The organism is Streptomyces sp. MK37H, from assembly GCF_018035285.1.
Taxonomy (GTDB): Bacteria; Actinomycetota; Actinomycetes; order Streptomycetales; family Streptomycetaceae; genus Streptomyces; species Streptomyces endocoffeicus.
The window spans coordinates 1-22815 of the sequence record NZ_JAAAYH010000113.1 but is presented as its reverse complement, the minus strand read 5'-3'; the positions used below and the strand labels follow the sequence as shown (position 1 = coordinate 22815).

The window sequence follows — 22815 nt, the reverse complement described above, 5'->3', positions numbered from 1 at the left end:
CCTGTTCTTTCCCGCTTCCGAGCGGGAGTTGACTGCTTCGGCCCGGCACAGCCTAGCGGCGGACGATCTTCGCACGTACAGCCGGTTCCCGTCCCGGCGGGGAAACCAGGCAGTATAGGTGCGTGACTCTTATCGATCAGCTGCCGAGCGACGCCGACCCCGACGCACTTTTCGAGGCGTTCTCCACCTGGGTCGAAGAACGGGGCATTTCGCTGTACCCCGCCCAGGAGGAAGCGCTGATCGAGGTGGTGTCCGGGGCGAATGTGATCCTCTCGACCCCCACCGGCTCGGGCAAGAGCCTGGTGGCGGCGGGCGCCCACTTCGCCGCCCTCGCCCGGGACGAGGTCACCTTCTACACCGCGCCGATCAAGGCCCTGGTCTCGGAGAAGTTCTTCGAGCTGTGCAAGCTCTTCGGCACCGAGAACGTCGGGATGCTCACCGGCGACGCGTCGGTCAACGCGGACGCGCCGGTCATCTGCTGTACGGCCGAGGTGCTGGCGTCCATCGCCCTGCGGGACGGCAAGGACGCCGATATCGGCCAGGTGGTGATGGACGAGTTCCACTTCTATGCGGAGCCGGACCGGGGCTGGGCGTGGCAGATCCCGCTGCTGGAGCTGGAGCATGCGCAGTTCATCCTGATGTCGGCGACGCTCGGTGATATGAGCCGGTTCGAGGAGGATCTGACCCGGCGCACCGGGCGGCCCACCGCGGTCGTGCGGTCCGCGACCCGGCCGGTGCCGCTGAGCTACGAGTACCGGACGACGCCGCTGACCGAGACGCTGACCGAGCTGCTGGAGACCCAGCAGGCGCCCGTCTACATCGTGCACTTCACCCAGGCGGCGGCGGTCGAGCGGGCCCAGGCGCTGATGAGCATCAATATGTGCTCGCGCGCCGAGAAGGATGAGATCGCCTCGCTGATCGGCAATTTCCGGTTCACCACCAAGTTCGGCCGCAACCTGTCCCGTTACGTCCGGCACGGGATTGGCGTGCACCATGCGGGCATGCTGCCCAAGTACCGGCGGCTGGTGGAGAAGCTGGCGCAGGCCGGGCTGCTCAAGGTCATCTGCGGTACGGACACCCTGGGCGTGGGCGTCAATGTGCCCATCCGCACCGTCCTGTTCACCGCACTGACCAAGTACGACGGTCAGCGGGTGCGGACGCTGCGGGCCCGGGAGTTCCACCAGATCGCGGGCCGGGCCGGACGGGCCGGCTTCGACACCGCGGGCTTTGTGGTGGCCCAGGCGCCCGAGCACGTCATCGAGAACGAGAAGGCGCTCGCGAAGGCCGGGGACGATCCGAAGAAGCGCCGCAAAGTGGTCCGCAAGAAGGCGCCGGAGGGCTTCATCAACTGGGGCCAGAACACCTTCGAGAAGCTCATCGCCTCCGACCCCGAGCCGCTCACCTCCCGGTTCCGGGTCACCCACGCGATGCTGCTGTCGGTCATCGCCCGTCCCGGCAACGCCTTCGAGGGAATGCGCCGACTGCTGGAGGACAACCACGAGCCGCGCAAGAACCAGCTGCGGCACATCCGCCGGGCGATCGCGATCTACCGCTCGCTGCTGGACGGCGGGGTGGTCGAGCAGGTGAAGCCCAGGGACGCCGACGGCGAGGACGGGGGCGCCCCGATCGTCCGGCTGACGGTGGATCTGCAGCAGGACTTCGCGCTCAACCAGCCGCTGTCCACCTTCGCACTGGCCGCCTTCGAGCTGCTGGACCCCGAATCGCCCTCCTACGCCCTGGACATGGTCTCGGTCGTGGAGTCGACGCTGGACGACCCCCGGCAGATCCTGGCGGCGCAGCAGAACAAGGCGCGCGGTGAGGCGGTGGCCGCGATGAAGGCGGACGGCGTCGAGTACGAGGAGCGCATGGAGCGGCTCCAGGACATCTCCTACCCCAAGCCGCTGGAGGAACTGCTCTTCCACGCGTACGGGCTCTACCGCAAGAGCCATCCATGGGTCGGCGACCATCCGCTCTCGCCCAAGTCGGTGATCCGCGACATGTACGAGCGGGCGATGACCTTCACCGAGTTCACCTCGTTCTACGACCTGGCGCGGACCGAGGGCATTGTGCTGCGCTACCTGGCCAGCGCCTTCAAGGCCCTGGACCACACCGTGCCGGACGATCTGAAGTCCGATGACTTCCAGGACATCATCGCCTGGCTCGGCGAGATGGTGCGGCAGGTCGACTCCAGCCTCCTGGACGAGTGGGAGCAGCTGGCCAACCCGGAGGAGGAGTCGGCGGAGGAGGCGCAGGAGCGCGCCGACCAGGTCAGGCCGGTCACCGCCAACGCCCGCGCCTTCCGCGTGTTGGTGCGCAACGCCATGTTCCGCCGGGTGGAGCTGGCCGCGCTGGACAAGGTCGCCGAGCTCGGGGAGATGGACGCCGACTCCGGCTGGGACGAGGACGCCTGGGCCGAGGCGCTGGACGGGTACTGGGAGGAGTACGAGGAGCTCGGCACCGGAGCGCAGGCACGGGGGCCGAAGCTGCTGCGGATCGAGGAGGACCCCGAGCACGGTCTGTGGCGGGTGCGCCAGACCTTCGACGACCCGAACGGCGACCACGACTGGGGCATCTCGGCGGAGGTCGATCTCGCCGCCTCCGACGAGGAGGGCCGGGCGGTGGTCCGGGTCACCGACGTGGGCCAACTGTAGCCTCCTGGACGCGGTCCACGCCGGGGACCGGCCCGGCCCCCTCAGTGAAGGAGCACCACCGATGACCAATCCCGCCGAGCGCCTGGTCGATCTGCTCGATCTGGAACGGATCGAGCTGGACATCTTCCGTGGCCGCAGCCCCGATGAGTCCCTGCAGCGGGTGTTCGGCGGACAGGTGGCGGGCCAGGCGCTGGTGGCTGCCGGGCGGACCACCGACGGGCAACGTCCGGTGCACTCGCTGCACGCGTACTTCCTGCGGCCGGGTCGGCCGGGCGTGCCCATCGTGTACCAGGTGGAGCGGGTCCGGGACGGGCGCTCCTTCACCACCCGCCGGGTCGTCGCCATCCAGCAGGGTCGCACGATCTTCAATCTGACGGCCTCCTTTCATTCTCCTGAGCCGGGTATCGAGCAGCAGCTGCCGATGCCGGATGTGCCCGGGCCGGAGGGCCTGCCGACCCTCGCCGACGAGGTCCGCGCCCATCTGGGCACGCTCCCCGAGGCGTTCGCCCGTATGGAGCGCCGACAGCCCTTCGACATCCGCTATGTGGAGCGGCTGCGCTGGACGGACGAGGAGCTCAAGGGCGCGGAACCGCGCAGCGCCGTATGGATGCGTGCGGTGGGGCCGCTCGGGGACGACCCGCTGGTGCACACCTGTGCGCTCACCTATGCGAGCGACATGATGCTGCTGGACGCGGTGCGGGTGCCGGTCGAGCCGCTGTGGGGCCCACGGGGCTTCGACATGGCCTCGCTGGATCACGCCATGTGGTTCCACCGGCCGTTCCGCACCGATGAGTGGTTTCTCTACGAGCAGGAGTCGCCCGTGGCCACGGGCGGCCGGGGACTGGCGCGCGGCCGGATCTACGACCGTGCGGGTCGGCTATTGGTGTCCGTCGTGCAAGAGGGGTTGTTCCGCCCGCTGCGGCCCGCCGAAGGTGCCGCGGACGGCGGCTGAGCCCCACCGTGGTGTGCCCCACAGGGATGTACCGCACCGTGTCTCATCGCCTGCCGATCAGCTTCTGCCACAGGCTCCTCGGGCGGCCCGGAACCGGGGTGCGGTCATCGAGCGCCGACTCCGGCCCGGCGTCCGGGCGCGGCGCGGGCCGGGCCCGGCGGGCGTCGTCCAACGACGAGGCGAGAGCGGCCCGATAGCGCCGGATCTCCCGTGGGTCGTCCGCCGTGACCACCGTGCCGATGACATCCCGGACCGCTCCGGCCTCAGGGCGCATCCGGACGAGTGCGGGGCGGAGCTGCCGCAGATGGGCCCGCTCATACGGATCGGCCACGGCCGAGGCCAGCTCGACGGAGCCCAGCACCGAGGCCAGCACCGAGGCCCGCTCCCAGGGGTCGTCGGTCTGGGCGAGCAACTGGCCGATCCTTCGGCTGCGCCATTTGGCGGCCCGCCAGTCCTCCCCGGCGGCCAATGCGGCGCTGAGCCCCGGCGGGGTGCGGCCGCTCAGCAACTCAGGCTGCCTGACGGCGAACTCGGTCAGGTCTGACGCCAGATAGAGCCATACGACGGCCCGATAGCGATTGACATAGAACCGGACGGGGGCGAAGAAACCCCCGCGCGCGAGGCGGGTCAGCCGCCCCTGGGTGATGCCGAGCAGCTCCGCGCTCTCCGCGGTGCCGACCACACGGAGACGGGCGATGAGCGCTTCCGGGAAGCCCTCGGCGGCGGTCACCCGCCTCAACTCCTCGCACGCCACCCGCCGGCCCAGACCGGTGGTGACGGTGCGCACCTCACTTAACTGAACGGCCAGCTCGAACTCCCGCGTGTTGAGCCCCAGCGCCCGGGCCGCCGCGCCGAACGCGACGCTCTCGCCCGATCCGCCCGGCCCCGCCGGCCCGCCAGGGTCTCCCGGCCCGCTCGCCCGTCCCGGTACGCTCGGCTCGCCGAGCCACTCCGGGCTCCACGGCCCCTGGCTCTCCCGCAGCTCCTGATCCACCCGCACTGCCATGCGACGTCCTCCCCCGCACTGCCTCAATCACTGACAGTGACGACGATAGCCGCGAAGCAAGATGCTCGGTCAGGCCTGTGGATAACTTCCGCGCGGCATCAGCTGGGCGCGCCGCTCTCCTGCCTGGCCTCGACTCCCAGGTGCTCCCCCACCCGGTTGACCAGCAGCGCCATCTCGTACGCGACCTGCCCCACATCCGCGTCCGGCCCGGTGAGCACGCACAGACAGCTGCCGTCCCCCGCCGCCGTGACGAAGAGGACGCCCTCGTCGAATTCGACCATCGTCTGTCGCACCCGGCCCGTCCGGAAGTGGTGCCCGGACCCCTTGGCGAGGCTGTGCAGCCCTGACGCCACCGCGGCCAGGTGCTCGGCGTCCTGGCGCACCAGTGTGGAACTCGCCCCCGTCACCAGCCCGTCGTTGGACAGCACCAGCGCATGCCGTATCTGCGCGATCCGCTCGGTCAGGTCGTCCAGTAACCAGTCGAGCCCCTTGTTCACTGCCATATCCGATTCCTCCCCGATTCCCCTTCAGCTGCGTGCCAGCCTTTCTCACTGCCGCCGTCTGGGCAACCCACCCCGCCCGGCACCCCACGCTTGTGCGCTGATTGACGCAGGATGGGGACATGGCACAGAACATGACCAAGGATCAGTGGCAGAAGTTCGTCACGGAGGGCACCCGCACCGCGAAGCTGGCGACCGTGCGGGCCGACGGAAGTCCGCACCTCGCGCCCGTGTGGTTCCTGCTCGACAGTGACGACCTCGTCTTCAACACAGGTCAGGAGACGGTCAAGGGACGCAACTTGGCCCGGGACGGCCGGCTCACCATCTGTGTGGACGACGACAGGCCGCCGTTCGCCTTCGTCACCCTGCGGGGGCGCGCCGAGCTGATCGACGATCTGGGGCAGGTCCGCGACTGGGCCACCCGGATCGCCGCACGTTACATGGGCGAGGACCGGGCCGAGGAGTACGGCGCCCGTAACGGCGTGCCGGGCGAGCTGCTGGTCAGGGTGCGCATCGACAAGGTGCTCGCGCTCTCCGGGGTCGCCGAGTAGCGAGATTCGACCGAAATCCATCCCTTCATGGCGCACCCCCGCCCATCCGACGTTTACGGGCGCATGAGGATCTTTATCGCACCGTCCTCCTTGTGCTGGAACATCTCATAGGCGCGGGGTGCCTCCTCCAGCGGCACGCGATGGGTGGCGAACCCGTCGACGCCCAGCGGGTCGTCGTCCGTCAGCAGCGGGAAGATGTCGTCGGCCCAGCGCCGCACGTTCGCCTGGCCCATCCGCAGCTGGATCTGCTTGTCGAACAGGGTCATCAGCGGCAGCGGATCGGCCATCCCGCCGTAGACCCCGCTGAGGGAGATCGTTCCGCCGCGCCGCACCAGCGCGATGGCCAGCCGCAGCGCCGCCAGCCGGTCGACCCCGGCCTTCTCCGTGAGCTTGGCGGCCCATTCCCGTGGCAGGAGACCCGTGGCCCGCTGGGCGGTCCGGCCCAACGGGCTGCCGTGGGCTTCCGTGCCCACCGCGTCGATGACCGCGTCCGGTCCGCGGCCGCCGGTGGTCGAGAGGATGGCCTCGACCAGGTCCTCCTGGCGGGAGAAGTCATTGAGGTCATGGACCTCGACGCCGTCGGCGCGCGCCCGGCGAAGCCGTTCGGGGACGAGGTCGACGCCGATGACCCGGTCGGCCAGACCCTGGACCTTCGCCACCCGGCAGGCCATGAGCCCGATGGGGCCCAGCCCCAGGACCGCGAGCGTGCCGCCGCGCGGCACCTCCGCGTACTCGACCGCCTGCCATGCCGTGGGCAGTACGTCGGACAGATAGACGAAGCGGTCGTCGTGGACTCCTTCGGGCACCTTGATCGGGCCGTACTGGGCCTGCGGCACCCTCAGGTATTCCGCCTGGCCGCCGGCCACCGCGCCGTAGAGCTTGGTGTAGCCGAAGAGCTCCGCCCCCATGCCGTGCTCGGCGACCTGAGTGGTCTCGCACTGCGTCGGCAGACCGGAACGGCACATCCAGCAGTGTCCACAGGCGATCTGGAACGGGACCACCACGCGGTCGCCGGGCTTGATGTGCGTCACCTCCGGGCCGGTCTCCTCCACGATGCCCATCGGTTCGTGGCCGAGGACGTCGCCGGGGGTCATGAACGGCGTGAGCACCTCGTACAGATGCAGATCGGACCCGCACAGCCCCGTGGTGGTGATCCGGACGATCGCGTCCGTCGGCTCCTTGATGATGGGGTCGGGCACCGTCTCGACCCGCACATCATGTCGGCCCTGCCAGGTCACCGCTCGCATCACCGCACCCCTTCGCCGTGGTCGTCGGAATGATCTTCCTAGGGCTGTTGCGAGTACCCCGGCGCATCCGGCCGAACCGTCGGCGGGACCATGGGCCGCGCCGCCGGTCCACCAGGTCCACGAGCCGGGCCGTCTCCTCGGCGATCACGGCCAGCTCGGCGCCCGCGGTGCCCAGCACGGCCAGGCACGCGCCGTCGGCCAGCGCCGCGACGAAGAGGGTGCCCGCCGCCATCTCGATCATCGTCCGCCGGGACGGGCCGCCGCGCCGCCGGCGCCCGGCACTCGCGGCGATGCCGTGGAATCCGGAGGCGACCGCGGCCAGGTGCTCGGCCTCATGGCGGGAGAGCCCACCGGAGGCGCTGACGGTGGCCCCGTCCCTGGAGAGCACCACGGCATGGCGTACGCCTGCGGCCCCGGCCACCTGATCGTCCAGGATCCGGTCGAGATCGGCCATGGAGCGTGCGGCGGTGCTGCGCGGCTTGGTCATGCGCGGTCTCCCTCGGTCGGGACGCGTCGCGCCGGGCGGCGCTCCAGGTGTCCCCCCTGGGCCAGGGACGCTAGACCCGGCGGGGGCGCACATTGAGGGCGCATTACGGAACCTGTTGAAAATTGACAGAGTCAGATGCCAGAGCGATCGATGAGCGTCCGAATCTGCACTCAAAGCGGGCGTAGGCTGCTTGCCCAGCGCAGCGCTTCACCGTCGTATCCAAGGTGTTCCGAGGAGTTTCCGTGCCACATGAGCCCTCCCATGGAAACAGTGCGGCCGACGTACGGGACTTCTTCACCCCCAGGGCGGCCGACTGGGACCGCCGCTTCCCGGACGACGGCCCCGCCTACGCCGCCGCCGTCGCCGACCTCGGGCTCCGCCCCGGGGACGCGGTACTCGACGCGGGGTGCGGAACGGGACGTGCGCTGCCCGCGCTGCGCGCCGCGGTCGGCCCCGAGGGGACCGTCCTCGGAGTGGACCTCACGCCCGCCATGCTGGACGCCGCCCGGCGCGAGGGCCGGGACGGCTTCGCGGGCCTCGCCCTCGCCGATGTGGCACGGCTGCCGCTGCGCGACGGCCGCATCGACGCGGTGTTCGCCGCCGGGCTGATCTCCCATCTCTCCGCCCCCCGCGAGAACCTGCGCGAACTGGCCCGGGTGGTGCGCCCCGGCGGGCGGCTCGCGCTGTTCCACCCGGTGGGGCGGGCCGCCCTCGCCGCCCGCCACGGCCGTGCCCTCACGCCCGACGATCTGCGGGCGGAGGCCCAACTGCGGCCGTTGCTGGCGGACGCCGGCTGGCGGCTGGAGTCGTACACCGACGAGGACACACGCTTTCTGGCGCTCTCCGTACGCGAAGTCGGCTGAGGATCGGTCCGGCCGACCGGACCGGAACGGCCGGCCCGAGCAGACCGCTCAGGGCTGACCCGCGACCGCCGCCGCGAAGCCGGGGGCGTTGTCGAACATCACGTTGTGCCCCGCTCCGGGTACGGTGCGGACCAACACCCCGGCCGCCGTCAACTCCTCGCGCCCGGTGAGCTCCTCGCCGTGCCCGCCGACGAGGAAGGTACGGGGAATCTCCAGGCCGAGGAGCATCTCCCGCATGGTCGGCCGGGTGCCACGGACCAGCGCGCACGCGCTGCGGTGCAGGGCGGTCGGGTCGGCGAGCCGCATCGTCGCCCGCCACACCGGCCCGATCCGCTCCAGGGTCTCCTCGAAACCACCGCCGCGCACGAACGCGTCCTCGGTGTACGTCGCGATCCGGCTGCTGCCCGCCGACAGCGGCGGATCGGGATCCAGATTGGCCTCGGTGAGCACCAGACGGGACACCAGTTCCGGGCGGCGCACCGCCAGCACGATGGCGACCGATCCGCCCATGCTGTGCCCGATGAGTTCGGCACCTCGCGCCCCGGCCGCGTCGAGGGCCGAGGCCAGTGCGTCGGCGTGGTCCTCCAGCGTGTAGCCGAAGCCGGCGGGGCGGTCGCTGATCCCGTGGCCGGGCAGGTCCACGAAGAGCGACCGCCGGTCCGCGAGGGCCGGGACGGCGGCTATATGGGCGTGATAGACGGCCGATGTCGCGCCGAGCCCATGGACATACACCCGCGGCGGGCCGCCCTCCCCGCCCCCGGCCGTGCCGGTCCATCTGATGTGGGCCCCCTCCGGGCCGAATGAGGCGTGCTCCATGGCTTTCCTCCCGCCATTCCCGCCTTAAGGATCGCGTCGGACACCGACAATACATCGCCGCCGATGTATTACGCTCACGAGGTACAGCGGTCATGCGGCACAATGCGGCCATGCTCGAACTCGCCATCCTGGGCTTCCTCCACGACGCCCCACTGCACGGCTATGAGTTGCGCAAGCGCATCGCCGCGCTGACCGGACATGTGAAACCCGTGGCCGAGTCCACCCTCTACCCGGCGATCAAGCGGCTGGAGAAGGCCGGGCTGCTGGCCCGCCGGACCCAGCCGGGCGCGGGGGCCGCGCCCCGGCACGTGCTCACACTGACCGCCGAGGGGCAGGCGGAGCTGCGCCGCCGCCTCGCGCATCCGGCGGACGTCGACATCACCGACGAGAACCGCTGGTTCACCGTGCTGGCGTTCCTGCGCCACCTCGACGACCCGTCGGCACAGGCGGAGGTTCTGGAGCGCCGGATGGCCTTTCTGCGGCAGCCGTCGAGCTTCTTCTACGAGGGCGACCGCCCATTGCGGGCCGAAGAGGTCGAGGATCCCTTCCGGCGCGGCATTCTCACCATCGCCCGGGCCACCAGCCAGGCCGAACTGTCATGGCTGCGGCGCACACTGGACACGCTCCGGGCGGCGACCGACGACTGAGGGCCGACCGCCTCCCGATGTCTCGACTCCGTGGCTACTGGGTGGTTAAGGTGCGCGACGACGGATCGCTCATCGGATCCGCATGCGCAAGAGGAGGCTGTCGTGCCCGCCACGGAGGAGTCACGCGACGAGGCGCTGTATGTGCTGACCGCAGTGCTGCTGACACCCGCTCAATTCCCGAGCGTGCTCGGCGACGACTATCCCGAGGCATGTGCCGCGCTCGGGCTGGAGCCGTACGAGACCGGCTACGGACTGGTGCTGGGACAGGACCTCGACGGCGCGCGCTGGACGGTGGTCACCGACGATGTGTCGCTCGTGGCCATCGCCATCGCGACCTGGGACTGCGGTATGGAGTACGCCCTGGCCATCGAAGACCGTACGGTGGTCGCCTCGCTTCCCGGCTGGCCGCTCGCGGTGGCCGTGGCCGCCCCGGGCGTACCGGCTCCCCATGATCCCGCGCCCGACCCCGAGCTGAGGGAAGACGCCTCCCGGGCGCCGCTGTCGCCGCCGGACTCCGAGCGGTGGGGCCCGGCCCAGCGGCGGCTCGGCGCCGATGAGATCGCGCTCCAGTGGGCGATCTGGCGTGAGCAGGTGGACAGCGATGTGACGTTCGTGTCCCCGGGCGAGAAGCCGCACGGGGGCGTGCGGCGGGTGCTCGAAGAGGCGCGCGGCTATCTGGACTCACCCCCGCCGCTGGGGCGGATCCGCTCGGCGTTCGCCTCCGGTGACGCGCGGACGCTCCGGGCCGACGGGCCGGGCTGGAGCATGGTGGCCCGGACCGACGACATCGCGTTCGTGCTGCTGGACGACGCACCGGGCGAGGTGCTGCCGGTCGGTCGCGGCCCCGAGTTGCCGGGGCTGCTGGCGGCCCTGGACAAGCTGGCCGTACGGCCGCACTGAGACCTTGACGCCCCGCCGTCACCCGTACGGGGCCGGTCAAGGACGCCGTACGGGCCGGTCAGGCACGCCGACCCGGGTGAGCCCGCGCCCCTACGGTCCTCGCGGCCCTCTCCGTCCGAGCCCGCACGCCGCACCGGGCCTCAGCGGAGCCCCAAGGGGCCATGGCCGCTCCCCCAGCCGACCGGGCCCGGAACGGGGTCGCGGGCGGTCCGCGATCGGTACTGCGCGGTCACTCCCGGGTGCGCTCCGCCCGTGGCCCCTGGCCCAGCCGGCCGCCTTGCGCGGCCGCGCTCGGCGGCCCGGCCGCTTCAGCGGCCCAGCTGCTTACGGGTGACCCTGTTCAGCCTGCGGCGCTGGGAGGGGTCCAGCAGCAGATAGGCCACCGCCGGCACTCCCACGATCACCAGCAGCGCCGCCCAGAAGGGCAACACCCAGAGCAGGATCACACCCGCCACCACACCACCGGTGGCGACCTTCGCGCGTGTGGACATCTCACCCGCCTCCTTCACGGCCCATAGCCGCACTCACTCCACACAACGGACACCGGCGGCATCCGGTTCCTCCCCACGCCGTGATCCTGTACCCTCGGGCGGCCCGGGCTCGACTAGTCAAATTTGAGGAACGCTCAGCGCTGTGACACCACCCTCCGCGGCAACACCCTCCGACATCGCAGAACTCTCCCGCTGCACCGCGGTCTTCCTTCCCGGTGACCCGGCACGCACTGGCCGGGTCGCCTTCTGGCGGCCGGACGGCGCGCCTCCTTCCGGCCCCGCCACCGGCTCCGCCGAGGAGCTGACGGTCGTCGTCCCGGTGGGCGGCACCGATGACGGTCCCCATGACGCCCCCACCGGCCCCAGCCCCACCGGCCTCGACGTCCGGACGCGCACCGTAAGGGCGCTCGTGCTGCCCCTGGGCGAGGCACTGCCGGTGCTCACCCGGGCCCGGGCGCGGGCCGCACAGGCCGGTCCGGGGCAGTGCGACCCCGCCACGGCCTTCTGGGGCGCCGCCGCCGTACTCGCCCTCCAACTCGCGGCCCGCGGAAGGCTGCTGCCCGGGCTCAGCGCCACCGACCACGACGCCTGGCGCGTCGGCCCGCTCACCCCTGACGATCTGACGCGGGTGCGTGAGCTGGCCGCCGCCATGCCGCCCGCCGCGCACGCGACGCCGCTGCCCGTCTCCGGCCCGGTGCTGCTGCCCGAGCCCGAGCGGCATCTGCGGGCGTTCCTGGACGCGGTGGCGGACGGGTTGCCGCGCTCGCCCGCGGCGGCGCTGGCCGCGGGCGGCCCCGCCTTCGCCGCCCCGGCGCCACGGCGGCTGCCCGAACAGCGTGCCTGGGCCGCCGACGTGGCCGCCGGGCACGACGCGGGGGTGCGGCTCTCGATCCGTATCGAGCTGCTGCACGGTGTCGGTGGGAACGGTAAGGCGGACGGGCCGCGCTTCCGCGCCGTCCTCCAGCTGCACAGCCTCACCGATCCGGCGCTGGTCGCGGACGCCGCCGATGTCTGGGCGGGTACCTCGCCCATCACCCCGGCCCTCGGTCCGCGCGCCCGTATGGACGCCCTGCTGACCCTGCGGCGCGCGGCCCGCGCCTGGGCGCCGCTCACCCCGCTGCTGTCGGCCGCCGTGCCCGACGCCCTCGACCTCGCCGACGAGGAGGTCACCGAGTTGCTCGGTCCGGCGGCCGGAGCGCTGGACGCCGCCGGGGTCCAGGTGCACTGGCCCAGGGAGTTGGCCCGCGGGCTCACCGCCCGTGCCGTCATCGGCCCGGACGGCGACGACGAGGCTCAGGACGACGCCGGGCCCCGGTTCCCCGCCTTCCTATCCGCCGACGCGCTGCTGCGCTTCAGCTGGCGGTTCGCCGTGGGCGACCAGGAACTCACCCGCGCCGAGCTCGACGGGCTCGCCGAGGCCAGCCGGCCGGTGGTACGGCTGCGCGACCAATGGGTCCTCCTCGACCCCGAGGCGGCGCGCCGCGTCCGGGACCGGCAGGACCGCAAGCTCACCCCCGCCGACGCCCTCGGTGCCGTCCTTACCGGTCGCACGGAGGCCGACGGCACCGATGTGGAGGTGCGGGCCACCGGCTGGCTGGAGGCCCTGCGGGAGCACCTCGCCGACCCCGAGGGGACCGCCGGCGCCCAGCGGGCGCCCGTGTCCCAGCCCTCCGCCCTGGCCGCCACACTGCGCGACTATCAGCTGCGGGGCCTGGACTGGCTGGTCCGGATGACCTCGATCGGCCTCGGCGGCTGTCTCGCCGACGACATGGGGCTCGGCAAAACCATCACCCTCATCGCCCTCCATCTCCACCGGATGGGCATCCCCGAAGCCTCCGGGCCCACTCTGGTGGTCTGCCCCACCTCGCTGATGGGCAACTGGCGGCGCGAGATCGAGCGGTTCGCGCCGGGCACCCCGGTGCGCCGCTACCACGGCTCCGCGCGCAGCCTGGACGGCCTTGACGACGGCGAGTTCGCCCTCACCACCTATGGCACGATGCGGCTCGACGCGCAGCGGCTGGCCGAGGCCGGGCCGTGGGGCATGGTGGTCGCGGACGAGGCGCAGCATGTGAAGAACCCGTTCTCGGCGACGGCGAGGCAGCTGCGCGCCATCGGCGCGAAGGCCCGCGTGGCGCTCTCCGGAACGCCCATCGAGAACAACCTCTCCGAGCTGTGGGCGATCCTCGACTGGACCACGCCGGGAGTGCTGGGCACCCATGGCGCGTTCCGCAGGCGCTACGCCCAGGCCGTGGAGAGCGGAAGCGACCCCGAGGCGGCCGCGCGGCTGGCGAAACTGGTCCGCCCCTTCCTGCTCAGGCGCCGCAAGTCCGACCCCGGTATCGCCCCCGAGCTGCCGCCCAAGACGGAGACGGACCGGGCCGTCGCGCTCACCAAGGAGCAGGCCGGGCTCTACGAGGCGGTGGTGCGCGAGATCCTCGCCGAGATCTCCGGCACCGGCGGCCTCGTCCGGCGCGGGCTCATCGTCAAGCTCCTCACCGGTCTGAAGCAGATCTGCAACCACCCGGCGCAGTATCTGAAGGAGGACCGTCCGGTGGTCCCCGGGCGCTCCGGCAAGCTGGAGCTGCTCGACGAGCTGCTGGACACCATTCTGGCCGAGGGCGCGAGTGTCCTGGTCTTCACCCAGTACGTCCAGATGGCGCGCATCCTCGAGGGCCACCTGGCCGCGCGCGGGGTGCCGGCCCAGCTGCTGCACGGCGGTACGCCGGTGGCGCGGCGCGAGGAGATGGTGCGGCGCTTCCAGGACGGCGAGGTCCCGGTGTTCCTGCTGTCGCTGAAGGCGGCGGGCACGGGGCTCAACCTCACCCGGGCCGGGCATGTCGTGCACTACGACCGCTGGTGGAACCCGGCCGTCGAGGCACAGGCCACCGACCGCGCGTACCGCATCGGCCAGACCCAGCCGGTGCAGGTCCACCGCATCATCGCGGAGGGGACCGTGGAGGACCGCATCGCCGCGATGCTGACGCGCAAGCGGGAGCTGGCGGACGCCGTGCTCGGCTCCGGCGAGGGCGCGCTGACCGAACTGACCGATTCCGAGCTGGCGGAGCTCGTGGAGCTGAGGGGGACCGAACGATGAGCCGTACCGAGTCCGAGCGCACCTTCGCCGCACTGCCGCCCGCCCGTGGCCGCGGCTTCGCCCGCACCTGGTGGGGCCAGGCGTGGCTGAAGGCCCTGGAGGACACGGCGCTGGACGGCGAACAGCTGAAGCGCGGCCGTAAGCAGGCGCGCGAGGGAGCTGTGGGCGCGGTGTGTGTACGCCCCGGCCGGATCACCGCCGTGGTGCGGGACCGCGACCGCACGCCTTACCGGTCCGATGTACTGCTGCGGGAGTTCACCGGCGCGGAATGGGACCGGCTGCTGGAGGTGGTCGCGGACCGCTCCGGCCATATCGCCGCCCTGCTGGACCGCGACATGCCCCCGCAGCTGGCCGAGGACGCGGCGGCCGTGGGCGTCGAACTGCTGCCGGGGATAGGCGATCTGGAGCCGGAGTGCGGCTGCGAGGCGTGGGACCACTGCCCGCACACCGCGGCGCTGTGCTACCAGCTCGCCCGGCTGCTGGACGAGGATCCGTATGTGCTGCTCCTGATGCGCGGACGCGGGGAGCGGGAGCTGCTGGACGAGCTCCAGGTGCGCAGCGCGGCGCGGGCCGCCCGGCACCTTCCGCGGGCGGCGGAGGACGCCGCTCCGCCGGTTCCGGAGGGCGTACCGGCCCGGGAGGCGTTCGCCGCGCCCGGTCCGCCCCCGCTGCCCGCACCCCCGTCCGCAGTCGCCGCGCCGGGCCGTCCTCCGGCGCTGGCGGGCGGCACGGACCCGGCCGAGGGGCTGGACGTGGCCGCGCTGGAGTTCCTGGCGGCGGACGCCGCCGTACGCGCCCAGCGGCTGCTGGCCGAGGCGCTCGCACCCGGCCACGCCGCCTCCCCGGTCCCGGCCGAGCTGACGGTGTGGCAGGACACGGTGCGGCTGACCGCCACCGGTCCCCCGGCCCCGATCGCCGCCCGGCTCGCGGCGGGCTGCGGGCGCGACCGCACCGATCTGGCGCGGGCCGTCCGCGCCTGGGAGCACGGCGGGACCGCCGCGCTCACCGTGCTGGAGGAGGAGTGGACGCCGGACGCGGAAGCCCTCGCGCGGGCCCGCGCCCAGCTCGCGATCGCCTGGGAGGGGGACGAGCAGGCACCCCGGCTGCGGGCCACGGCGAACCGCTGGACGGTGGTGGGCGCCGATCTCCAGGTGCGCTACGGACACGACGGCCGATGGTGGCCGTACCGCAGGGAACGCGGCCGTTGGTGGCCCGCGGGCCCGGCCGGACACGACCCGGCGGCGGCGCTGGCGATGCCGGTCTCCGACGGCTGACGCGGCCCGGTACCGGTGGCGGTATCCCTCCGCCACCGGTACAGGGCCTCGGGCCTCGGGCCTCACGCCTCGGGCCTCGGGCCAGGCAGTTCGCCCGATCCCGATGGCGCTGCCGGTAAGGAAGGCGCGAGGCCCGGCCTCAGGGAAGTAGCGGGCCCGGCCGCCCGTACGCAAGGGGTGAGGCCCCGGCCGCCGCCCCGGCTCGCGGGGCGGCCGAAGTACGCCTCGCGGGCCGGCCCGTACGGGCGGCCGGGGTACGGTCCGGCGTTGCCCCGTCCGGTGCGGCCGGAGACCGTAGACGAGACAGGCCGAAGATCCAGCCGGACCGAGGAGCCAGCCACGCCGAAAGAGGCGGTGCGGCAACCTTTGGGTGGGCCGTGGAGACCGTAAGGCGTCAACCCCCTCGGCACGCCTCCACGGGACGGAGTCACCGACCATGACCCTCAGTCCACGGCGCCCCCGGCTGCGCCGCCCCGCTCCGCTCATCGGCTCCCTGGCCCTGGCCACCGGCGTCGGGCTCGCCGTCGCCCCGGCCCGCGCCGCCACGCCCACCGCCGACACGCCCACCGCCGCGGCGGCCACCATCGTGGTGGCCAAGGACGGCAGCGGCACCTACACCACCGTGCAGGCGGCCGTCGACGCGGTGCCGGCGAACAACCCGTCCGCCGTCACCATCTCCATCAAGCCCGGTACGTACCGCGAGACGGTGAAGATCCCCGCCAACAAGCCGCACATCCGGCTGGTGGGGACCACGAGCAGCAAGAACGACGTGACGATCGTCTACAACAACGCCTCCGGCACCCCCAAGCCCGGCGGAGGCACCTACGGCACCAGCGGCAGTGCGACCGTGGCCGTCGAGGCCGATGACTTCCAGGCCCGCAATCTGCAGTTCGTGAACGACTTCAACGAGGGCAACACCAGCATCACCGACAAGCAGGCGGTCGCGCTGCGCACCGCGGGCGACCGGATCGTCCTGGACAACATCGGCGCGCTCGGGGACCAGGACACCCTGCTGCTGGACTCGGCGAGCAAGGACAAGGCCGGCCGGGTGTATGTCAACAACGCCTGGATCCAGGGGAATGTCGACTTCGTCTTCGGCCGGGCCTCCGCCGTGATCAACAAGTCGGCGATCCGGCTCGTCAAGCGCTACGACGGCAGCTCCGGCGGCTATGTCGCGGCGCCCTCGACAGCGGCCGGGAAGAAGGGCTTCCTGTTCATGAACAGCAACATCACCGGAGATGTCAGCAGCCGGTCGTTCTATCTCGGCCGTCCCTGGCACGCGGGCGGCGACGCCAGTCTCGATCCGCAGGCGATCGTTCGCAATACGGATCTGTCAGCGGCGATCAAGACCACACCGTGGACGGACATGAGCGGCTTCTCCTGGAAGGACGACCGCTTCGCGGAGTACAAGAACACCGGCGCCGGTTCCGGTGCGGCGAGCACGGACCGTCCGCAGCTGACCGACGCCCAGGCCGCGGATTACGAGATCGCCGACTGGCTCGGCGGCTGGCAGCCGTCGTCCTGAGCGGTCGGCTGCCGGAGTCCTGAGCCGGTGGGAGCCCCGGCCGCCGGTCCCGTCGGGGGGCGGGACCGGCGGCCGGACACGGCCGGCCGGACACGGTCAGCCGCGCGCGGCCAGCAGATGGTCCATGGCCAGCTGGTCGAGGCGCTCGAAGGCCATACCGCGCTCGGCGGCCGCCTCGACGTCGAAGTCCTCGAAGGCGGTGCGGTCCGCGAGCAGCGCCGCCGGGGTCTCGCCCTCGTCGAGGGTCGGCAGGCCCAGCTGGTCCAGGCGCGAGGCGCGCAGCGCCTCCTGGACCTCGGGGTCGGCGCGGAAGGCGGCCGCGCGCTCCTTGAGGATGAGGTAGTTGCGCATGCAGCCCGCCGCCGAGGCCCAGACGCCCGAGATGTCCTCGGTGCGCGGGGGCTTGAAGTCGAAGTGGCGCGGGCCCTCGTAGCCACCGGTCTCCAGCAGGTCGACCAGCCAGAAGGCGGCCCGCAGATCGCCCGCGCCGAACCGCAGGTCCTGGTCGTACTTGATGCCGTTCTGGCCGTTGAGGTCAATGTGGAAGAGCTTGCCCGCCCACAGCGCCTGCGCGATGCCGTGCGGGAAGTTCAGCCCGGCCATCTGCTCGTGGCCGACCTCCGGGTTGACCCCGTACAGCTCGGGCCGCTCCAGCCGCTCGATGAAGGCCAGGGCGTGGCCGACGGTCGGCAGCAGGATGTCGCCGCGCGGCTCGTTGGGCTTGGGCTCGATGGCGAAGCGCAGATCGTAGCCCTGCTCGGTGACATACGCGCCGAGCAGGTCGAACGCCTCCTTCATCCGGTCGAGGGCGGCGCGCACGTCCTTGGCGCCGCCGGACTCGGCGCCCTCGCGGCCGCCCCAGGCCACATAGGTCGTCGCGCCCAGCTCGACGGCGAGGTCGATGTTGCGCATGGTCTTGCGCAGCGCGTAGCGGCGCACATCGCGGTCGTTGGCGGTGAATGCGCCGTCCTTGAAGACCGGATGGGTGAAGAGGTTGGTGGTCGCCATGGGCACGGTCATCCCGGTGGCGTCCAGGGCCTGCCGGAAGCGCTTGATATGCGATTCGCGCTCGGTCTCGGAGGCCCCGAAGGGGATGAGGTCGTCGTCGTGGAAGGTGACGCCGTAGGCGCCGAGTTCGGCGAGCCGGGTCACGGACTCCACGGGGTCGAGTGCCGGGCGGGTGGCGTCCCCGAACGGGTCCCGGCCCTGCCAGCCGACCGTCCACAGTCCGAAGGTGAACCGGTCCTCGGGGGTGGGGTTGTAGCTCATCGCGGCTCCCTCGCCTATTTCGTCATGGCGCTTTACAAATTAGTATGCGCGAGCATTCCGGGGAAGCCCCGTACAGCCCGCACACCGCACGACCCATGAACGCAAGGGAGAGCGCGAGATGGCAGCAGCAGCCGTGCCCGTGCCGCAAGGACCGCTCGTCGTCGGCGTGGACAGCTCCACGCAGTCGACCAAGGCGCTCGTCGTCGACTCCGCGACCGGTGCGGTCGTCGCCCGAGGACAGGCCCCGCACACCGTCGGCGGCGGCAGCCACGGCACCGGTAAGGAGTCCGTCCCCGAGCAGTGGTGGGAGGCGCTCACCGAGGCGCTGCGCCAGTGCGGGACCCCCGCCCGGGAGGCGGCCGCCGTCTCCGTGGGCGGCCAGCAGCACGGCCTGGTCACACTGGACGCCTCGGGCCGCTCGGTGCGGCCCGCCCTGCTGTGGAACGATGTGCGCTCCGCGCCGCAGCGCGACCGGCTCATCGAGGAGCTGGGCGGCCCCAAGGCATGGGCGGAGCGGATCGGCAGCGTGCCCGCGCCCGCCTTCACGGTCACCAAGTGGGCCTGGCTCATGGAGAACGAGCCGGATGCGGCCCGCGCCACCGCGGCCGTCCGGCTCCCCCACGACTACCTCACCGAGCGGCTCACCGGCTACGGCACCACCGACCGCGGCGACGCCTCGGGCACCGGCTGGTGGGCCTCGGGCACCGAGTCCTACGACGAGGAGATCCTGGACCGGGTCGGGCTCGCCCCCGAGCTGCTGCCGCGTGTGCTGCGCCACGGCGAGGCCGCCGGGACCGTACGGGAGCTGCCCGATCTGTCGCTGCCCACCGGCGCCCTGGTGGCCACCGGCACGGGCGACAACATGGCGGCCGCCCTGGGGCTCGGTCTGCGCCCGGGGCAGCCGGTGCTGAGCCTGGGCACCTCCGGCACCGTCTACGCGGTCTCGGCCCACCGGCCCGCCGACCCCACCGGGGTGGTCGCGGGGTTCGCCGACACGCGTGACGCCTGGCTGCCGCTGGCGTGCACGCTCAACTGCACCCTCGCGGTCGACCGGATCGCGGCGCTGCTGGGCCGCGACCGGGAGGCGGTGGAGCCGGGCGGTTCGGCGGTGCTGCTGCCGTTCCTCGACGGCGAGCGCACTCCCCATCTGCCGCACGCCTCGGGGCTGCTGCACGGTCTGCGCCACGACACCACACCGGGGCAGGTGCTCCAGGCCGCCTACGACGGGGCCGTCTTCGCCCTGCTCACCGCGCTGGACCAGGTGCTGGACGCGGACGCGGCGCCCGACGCCCCGCTGCTGCTCATCGGCGGCGGCGCCAAGGGCACCGCGTGGCGGGAGACGGTCCGGCGGCTGAGCGGACGCCCGGTCCAGGTGCCCCGGGCCGAGGAGCTGGTCGCCCTCGGGGCCGCCGCGCAGGCCGCGGGGCTGGTGCTGGGCGAGGACCCGGCGGCGGTGGCGCGGCGCTGGTCGACCGCCGAGGGGCCGTCCTACGGTCCGGTGCCCCGTGACGAGGCGGCGCTGGAGCGGCTCTCCCGGGTGCTGGCGGACGCGGACGGCCTGCTGCGCCACGCGTGAGCGCGCCGCGTCACGCATGAACGCCGTACGACGGCGGCCGGGCGCCCCGGTTGTCGTACCGGCCCGGCACAATGAGCGGATCGGCCGAGAGGAGACGGATTCAGGTGGCAGCGCCACTGCCCAACACCCAGCAGGCGATGCGCCGGCGCAATCTCTCCCTCGTGCTGCACGCCGTGGCCGCCCACGGCCCGCTGTCCCGTGCCGCGGTGGCGGCGCGGGTGGGGCTCACCCGGGCCGCCGTCTCCACGCTCGTCGACGAGCTGATCCGGGACGGGCTGCTGGTCGAGCTGGGCCCCTCCCGGCCCGGCACGGTCGGCCGCCCCGGCAGCGCCCTCCAGCTCAACGAGCGCGGTCCGGCCGGGCTGGGCGCGGAGATCGGGGTGGACCACCTCGCGGTGTGCGCGGTGGACCTCGCCGGGCGGATACGGGCCCGTACGGAGCTCGCCTCGGCGAACCGCGACCGCTCACCGGCCCCGGTGCTCACCCAGCTCGCCGGCCTGGTCCGGCAGGTCGCGGCGGAGGCGGAGCTGGGCGGGCTGCGGCCGGTGGGGCTCGCGGTGGCGGTGCCCGGCCTGGTGGCACGGGACTCGTCGCTGGTCGTCCGCGCCCCCAACCTGGGCTGGGAGGGGGTGGACATCGGCCCCGAGCTGCGCGCGGCGCTGCCCGGTCTGCCGGTGACCGTGGACAACGAGGCGAATCTGGGTGCGCTCGCCGAGCTGTGGCGGGGCGGCCAGGACCCGGCGCCCCGGGACTTCGTCCATGTCTCGGCCGAGATCGGCATCGGCGCCGCGGTCGTGCTCGACGGGCAACTGCTGCGCGGCACCCACGGCTTCGCGGGCGAGCTGGGTCATGTGCCGGTGCGTCCCGAGGGGCCCGAGTGCGCCTGCGGCGGGCGCGGCTGTCTGGAGCAGTACGCGGGCGAGGAGGCGGTGCTGCGGGCGAGCGGTCTGTCCCCGGAAGAGGCCACGGCCCAGCATCCGGGCCCCGGCGGCCGTATCGCCGTGCTGGCCGTGCGGGCGGCCAGCGGCGACCAGCGGGCGCGGCGCGCGCTGCGCGGCGCGGGCGCGGCGCTCGGGATCGCCCTCGCGGGCGCGGTGAACCTCCTGGACCCGGAGAAAGTGGTGCTCGGCGGCGCGCTGACGCCGCTGGCGCCCTGGCTGCTGCCCGCCCTGGAGCGGGAGCTGGGCCAGCGGCTCACCGACCCGGCCCGTCCGGGCAGCGGGGCGGTGACCGTCTCCCGGCTCGGCCCGGACGGCCCGCTGCTGGGCGCGGCCAGCTCGGTGGTGCAGGCGGTCCTCGACGATCCGGCCGGGTTCAGGGACCCGGCCGGGGCCGATGAGCCGGCCGGGATCAGAGGAAGCGATGCATGATGTGCAGCCCCACATAGCCGTTCGTGGGGTGGGCGAACGCCTTGGGGACGGTGCCGATGACCTCGAAGCCGAGTGAGCGCCACAGCGCCACCGCCCGGGTGTTGCTCTCCACCACGGCGTTGAACTGCATCGCCTCGTAGCCTTCGGCGCGCGCCCACTCAAGGACATACTCGCCCAGGGCCCGGCCCACACCGCGTCCGCCGTGCTCGGGGGCGACCATGAAACTGGCCCCCGCGATATGCGCGGCGGGCCCCATGTGGTTGGGGTTCATCTTGGCCGAGCCGAGGACCGTGCCGTCGGGGTCGGTGGCGACGACGGTACGGCTCGGGGGCTCCAGCATCCAGATCTCGCGGGCCCGGTCCTCGTCCAGGTCGCGGGGGTAGGTGTAGGTCTCCCCCGCGGCGACGATGCGGCGCAGGAAGGCCCAGATGGCGGGCCAGTCCTCGGCGGTGGCGGTCCTGATGAGCATGAGGGCCAGCATGGCCGTGCGGGCGGCGGCACGCGAGTGATTTTCTCCCCGGCCGCCGCCCCACGAGGCGTCAGCGGGCCGCGCGCAGGAACGCCTCCAGGCCCGCCAGGTCGTCGGTGTTGAGGTAGTCCACGTCGGCGGCCAGGAGCTCACGCCACAGGGCGTCGCGCTCCGGTCCTGCCACGTCCGGGGTGGCCCAGAAGCGCACAGTCTGCCGGGCGTCGTGCGCGGAGGCGACGAGGCGGCGCAGCGTCTCGCGCTCCGCCGCCGGTATCGGACCGGCTCCCGTCCAGGTGAAGGTCTTGGTCCAGTCGGCGCTGATCAGCGGGATGAAGGAGGCGGGCACGCCCGAGCCGAGGTCCTCCAGCCGTCCGTCGTAGAAGGCGTGGCGTACCTTCTCGGCCTCCATGGGGGCCCGGGCACCGCGGTCGCCGGAGATGACGGCCGTCACCGCGCCGCGGCGCACCCGGCCGCCGACCCCGCCGTAGGCGGCGCTGAACAGGTGGCCGTAGCGGTGCAGCCGCTTGGCCAGCTCCAGGTAGGTCGGCTCTCCGGCGGTCTTGAGGTCGATCAGCAGTTGCAGCGACAGGTCGTAACCGCGGTAGACCCGGCCGCCGTTGGCCTTCACCCGCCGGGCCAGCGGGTCGAGGTAGAGCGACTCCAGGGTGCGGGTGGGGTCGAGGTCCGTGGCGTCGTGCGCGACCAGCAGCCGGCCGTCGACCAGCCAGATGTCGGCCTCCACGCTGCCGAAGCCGTGGGAGAGCGCGTCGAGGAGCGGACGCGGGTGCTCGTAGTCGTTGTGGGCGTGGGCTCTGGCCAGCGGCCGCTTGCCCTTGGCGCGGTCCCTCGTGCCGTCCTTCGAGTTGTCCGTCGCGACGGCGGTGTTGCCGAACGAGGCGGACGTGCCCGCGAACGCGGGCGCGGCCGCGCCGCCCGCCAGAGCGGCTCCGAGGGTGACGACAAAGGCACGGCGTGTACGGCGGTCCATGGGGCCTCCCGGCTCTCGTCCCGGCCCGGTGCCGGATACGCAGGATCGACGCCAGTGAGTATCGGGCGGCCGTACACCCAAAGGGCAGTACTGAGCGAAGAGTTCCACGGGTGGTCCCCGGCCATTTCCTCGCCGTTCC

At 72.7% G+C, this 22815-nt stretch carries 20 protein-coding genes; 11 read left to right on the top strand and 9 right to left on the bottom strand.

The window, feature by feature from the left end; translation table 11 throughout:
* Positions 1–122 precede the first annotated feature (122 nt).
* Together GWI24_RS18080 and GWI24_RS18075 are read left to right on the top strand one after the other, a co-directional pair.
* Positions 123–2651 (top strand): RNA helicase, encoded by a 2529-nt coding sequence (locus GWI24_RS18080; protein ID WP_210946976.1) that lies wholly within the window; start codon positions 123–125, stop codon positions 2649–2651.
* Positions 2652–2712: 61 nt separating this feature from the next.
* Positions 2713–3603: an acyl-CoA thioesterase II gene (locus tag GWI24_RS18075; RefSeq protein WP_210946975.1), complete on the top strand. Its 891-nt coding sequence runs from the start codon at positions 2713–2715 to the stop codon at positions 3601–3603.
* Positions 3604–3646: 43 nt separating this feature from the next.
* Here the strand turns inward: GWI24_RS18075 and GWI24_RS18070 are convergent, their stop codons facing one another.
* Together GWI24_RS18070 and GWI24_RS18065 are read right to left on the bottom strand one after the other, a co-directional pair.
* Positions 3647–4609, bottom strand: coding sequence for a DUF6397 family protein (locus tag GWI24_RS18070; RefSeq protein WP_210946974.1), 963 nt, complete (start codon positions 4607–4609; stop codon positions 3647–3649).
* Positions 4610–4707: 98 nt separating this feature from the next.
* The gene (locus tag GWI24_RS18065; RefSeq protein ID WP_164424906.1) at positions 4708–5112 is read right to left on the bottom strand and encodes a roadblock/LC7 domain-containing protein; all 405 of its coding nucleotides are present in this window, start codon (positions 5110–5112) and stop codon (positions 4708–4710) included.
* A gap of 119 nt (positions 5113–5231) precedes the next feature.
* Here GWI24_RS18065 and GWI24_RS18060 point away from each other — a divergent pair, with 119 nt between their 5' ends.
* Positions 5232–5660, top strand: coding sequence for a PPOX class F420-dependent oxidoreductase (locus GWI24_RS18060; RefSeq protein ID WP_210946973.1), 429 nt, complete (start codon positions 5232–5234; stop codon positions 5658–5660).
* Between the two features lie 53 nt (positions 5661–5713).
* On the opposite strand, the gene GWI24_RS18055 is transcribed toward GWI24_RS18060, so the two are convergent.
* The gene (locus tag GWI24_RS18055) at positions 5714–6907 is read right to left on the bottom strand and encodes a zinc-dependent alcohol dehydrogenase (RefSeq protein ID WP_210946972.1); all 1194 of its coding nucleotides are present in this window, start codon (positions 6905–6907) and stop codon (positions 5714–5716) included.
* Positions 6876–7394: a roadblock/LC7 domain-containing protein gene (locus GWI24_RS18050; RefSeq protein ID WP_210946971.1), complete on the bottom strand. Its 519-nt coding sequence runs from the start codon at positions 7392–7394 to the stop codon at positions 6876–6878. Before GWI24_RS18050 ends, GWI24_RS18055 begins: the two co-directional genes overlap by 32 nt.
* A gap of 242 nt (positions 7395–7636) precedes the next feature.
* On the opposite strand from GWI24_RS18050, the gene GWI24_RS18045 reads away from it, so the two are divergent.
* Positions 7637–8257: a class I SAM-dependent methyltransferase gene (locus GWI24_RS18045; protein ID WP_210946970.1), complete on the top strand. Its 621-nt coding sequence runs from the start codon at positions 7637–7639 to the stop codon at positions 8255–8257.
* A gap of 48 nt (positions 8258–8305) precedes the next feature.
* Here GWI24_RS18045 and GWI24_RS18040 read toward each other — a convergent pair whose 3' ends face one another.
* The gene (locus GWI24_RS18040; RefSeq protein ID WP_210946969.1) at positions 8306–9073 is read right to left on the bottom strand and encodes an alpha/beta fold hydrolase; all 768 of its coding nucleotides are present in this window, start codon (positions 9071–9073) and stop codon (positions 8306–8308) included.
* A 110-nt stretch (positions 9074–9183) separates the two neighbouring features.
* Here GWI24_RS18040 and GWI24_RS18035 point away from each other — a divergent pair, with 110 nt between their 5' ends.
* Both GWI24_RS18035 and GWI24_RS18030 read left to right on the top strand, forming a co-directional pair.
* Complete coding sequence (locus GWI24_RS18035) at positions 9184–9720, top strand: PadR family transcriptional regulator (protein ID WP_210946977.1); 537 nt, start codon at positions 9184–9186, stop codon at positions 9718–9720.
* A gap of 102 nt (positions 9721–9822) precedes the next feature.
* Positions 9823–10620 (top strand): hypothetical protein, encoded by a 798-nt coding sequence (locus GWI24_RS18030; protein ID WP_210946968.1) that lies wholly within the window; start codon positions 9823–9825, stop codon positions 10618–10620.
* 308 nt (positions 10621–10928) lie between these two features.
* Here GWI24_RS18030 and GWI24_RS18025 read toward each other — a convergent pair whose 3' ends face one another.
* On the bottom strand, positions 10929–11111 hold the full coding sequence (locus GWI24_RS18025) for a hypothetical protein (protein WP_210946967.1): 183 nt from the start codon (positions 11109–11111) through the stop codon (positions 10929–10931).
* Between the two features lie 142 nt (positions 11112–11253).
* Between GWI24_RS18025 and GWI24_RS18020 the strand changes: the two genes are divergently transcribed.
* The 3 genes from GWI24_RS18020 to GWI24_RS18010 all read left to right on the top strand — a co-directional run bounded on the left by GWI24_RS18020 (position 11254) and on the right by GWI24_RS18010 (position 17004).
* The gene (locus GWI24_RS18020; protein WP_210946966.1) at positions 11254–14205 is read left to right on the top strand and encodes a DEAD/DEAH box helicase; all 2952 of its coding nucleotides are present in this window, start codon (positions 11254–11256) and stop codon (positions 14203–14205) included.
* Positions 14202–15479 carry an SWF or SNF family helicase gene (locus GWI24_RS18015; protein WP_210946965.1) on the top strand — a complete coding sequence of 426 codons (1278 nt, stop codon included), beginning with the start codon at positions 14202–14204 and terminating at the stop codon, positions 15477–15479. The genes GWI24_RS18020 and GWI24_RS18015 overlap by 4 nt, the downstream gene beginning before the upstream one ends.
* A 436-nt stretch (positions 15480–15915) precedes the next feature.
* Complete coding sequence (locus tag GWI24_RS18010; RefSeq protein ID WP_210946964.1) at positions 15916–17004, top strand: pectinesterase family protein; 1089 nt, start codon at positions 15916–15918, stop codon at positions 17002–17004.
* Between the two features lie 96 nt (positions 17005–17100).
* Here the strand turns inward: GWI24_RS18010 and xylA are convergent, their stop codons facing one another.
* A complete protein-coding gene (gene xylA / locus GWI24_RS18005; protein ID WP_210946963.1) occupies positions 17101–18273 on the bottom strand; it encodes a xylose isomerase in 1173 nt (390 codons plus the stop codon).
* Between the two features lie 118 nt (positions 18274–18391).
* On the opposite strand from xylA, the gene xylB reads away from it, so the two are divergent.
* Positions 18392–19849 carry a xylulokinase gene (gene xylB, locus GWI24_RS18000; protein WP_210946962.1) on the top strand — a complete coding sequence of 486 codons (1458 nt, stop codon included), beginning with the start codon at positions 18392–18394 and terminating at the stop codon, positions 19847–19849.
* 71 nt (positions 19850–19920) lie between these two features.
* Positions 19921–21219, top strand: coding sequence for an ROK family transcriptional regulator (locus tag GWI24_RS17995; RefSeq protein ID WP_210946961.1), 1299 nt, complete (start codon positions 19921–19923; stop codon positions 21217–21219).
* On the opposite strand, the gene GWI24_RS17990 is transcribed toward GWI24_RS17995, so the two are convergent.
* Complete coding sequence (locus GWI24_RS17990) at positions 21200–21688, bottom strand: GNAT family N-acetyltransferase (RefSeq protein WP_247616537.1); 489 nt, start codon at positions 21686–21688, stop codon at positions 21200–21202. The genes GWI24_RS17995 and GWI24_RS17990 overlap by 20 nt on opposite strands.
* A gap of 70 nt (positions 21689–21758) precedes the next feature.
* Positions 21759–22676, bottom strand: a complete 918-nt coding sequence (locus tag GWI24_RS17985) for a phosphatidylinositol-specific phospholipase C/glycerophosphodiester phosphodiesterase family protein (protein WP_210946959.1) — start codon at positions 22674–22676, stop codon at positions 21759–21761.
* Between the last annotated feature and the right edge of the window lie 139 nt (positions 22677–22815).